The organism is Arcobacter sp. (assembly GCF_050300555.1).
Classification (GTDB): Bacteria; Campylobacterota; Campylobacteria; order Campylobacterales; family Arcobacteraceae; genus Arcobacter.
Genome location: NZ_JBNKXY010000287.1, coordinates 1 through 574 on the forward strand (window position 1 = coordinate 1; position 574 = coordinate 574).

1 protein-coding gene is annotated in these 574 nt (G+C 40.1%); it reads right to left on the reverse strand.

Annotated features, from left to right (window positions below):
* Positions 1 to 316 (reverse strand): hypothetical protein (locus ACQY5W_RS13395; protein ID WP_428025468.1); only part of this gene is annotated, 316 nt, incomplete at its 3' end.
* Positions 317 to 574 lie beyond the last annotated feature (258 nt).

Genomic DNA, 574 nt, shown 5'->3' on the forward strand with positions numbered 1-574 from the left:
AATTTGGAGACCACTTCCGAAACTTCTTGTCACACAATCCAACGGGCAAAATCAATTTCCACACCAATTCTCCTACCTGGAACGATTTTTCCCGTACCCTCTTGTTGTATGCTTTAGCCACTTGTAATTTCTCCTTTTCAATTTCTTGTAATGCTTTCAAATGATTTTCCGTTAAATTGTCTATCTCATCCATCATCAAATTACCATAATCTTCGGCCGACACCGCATCCTGATGCACCACCCTGTAGGCATGTATACTCAATTCAACAGGGATAACAACCTCCATTCCATATACTAATTCAAATGGCGTTACCATAATTGCCCCATGTTTAGACACCCTGTATGCCCACAAGGCCTCAGACAATACTTCATGCCATCTCCTAGGCTTCTCCTCTATCTTCTTCTTGATCAAACTAATTAACCTCTTATTGCTTGCCTCTGCCTACCCATTAGCTTGAGCATAATAAGGAGACAAATTCAAAAGCTTTATATTGAATGTACTGGCAAATTCTCTAAATTGTTGTGACATGAATCACGGCCCTTGATCTGTTGTGAGAGTTTGAGGTATACCAAA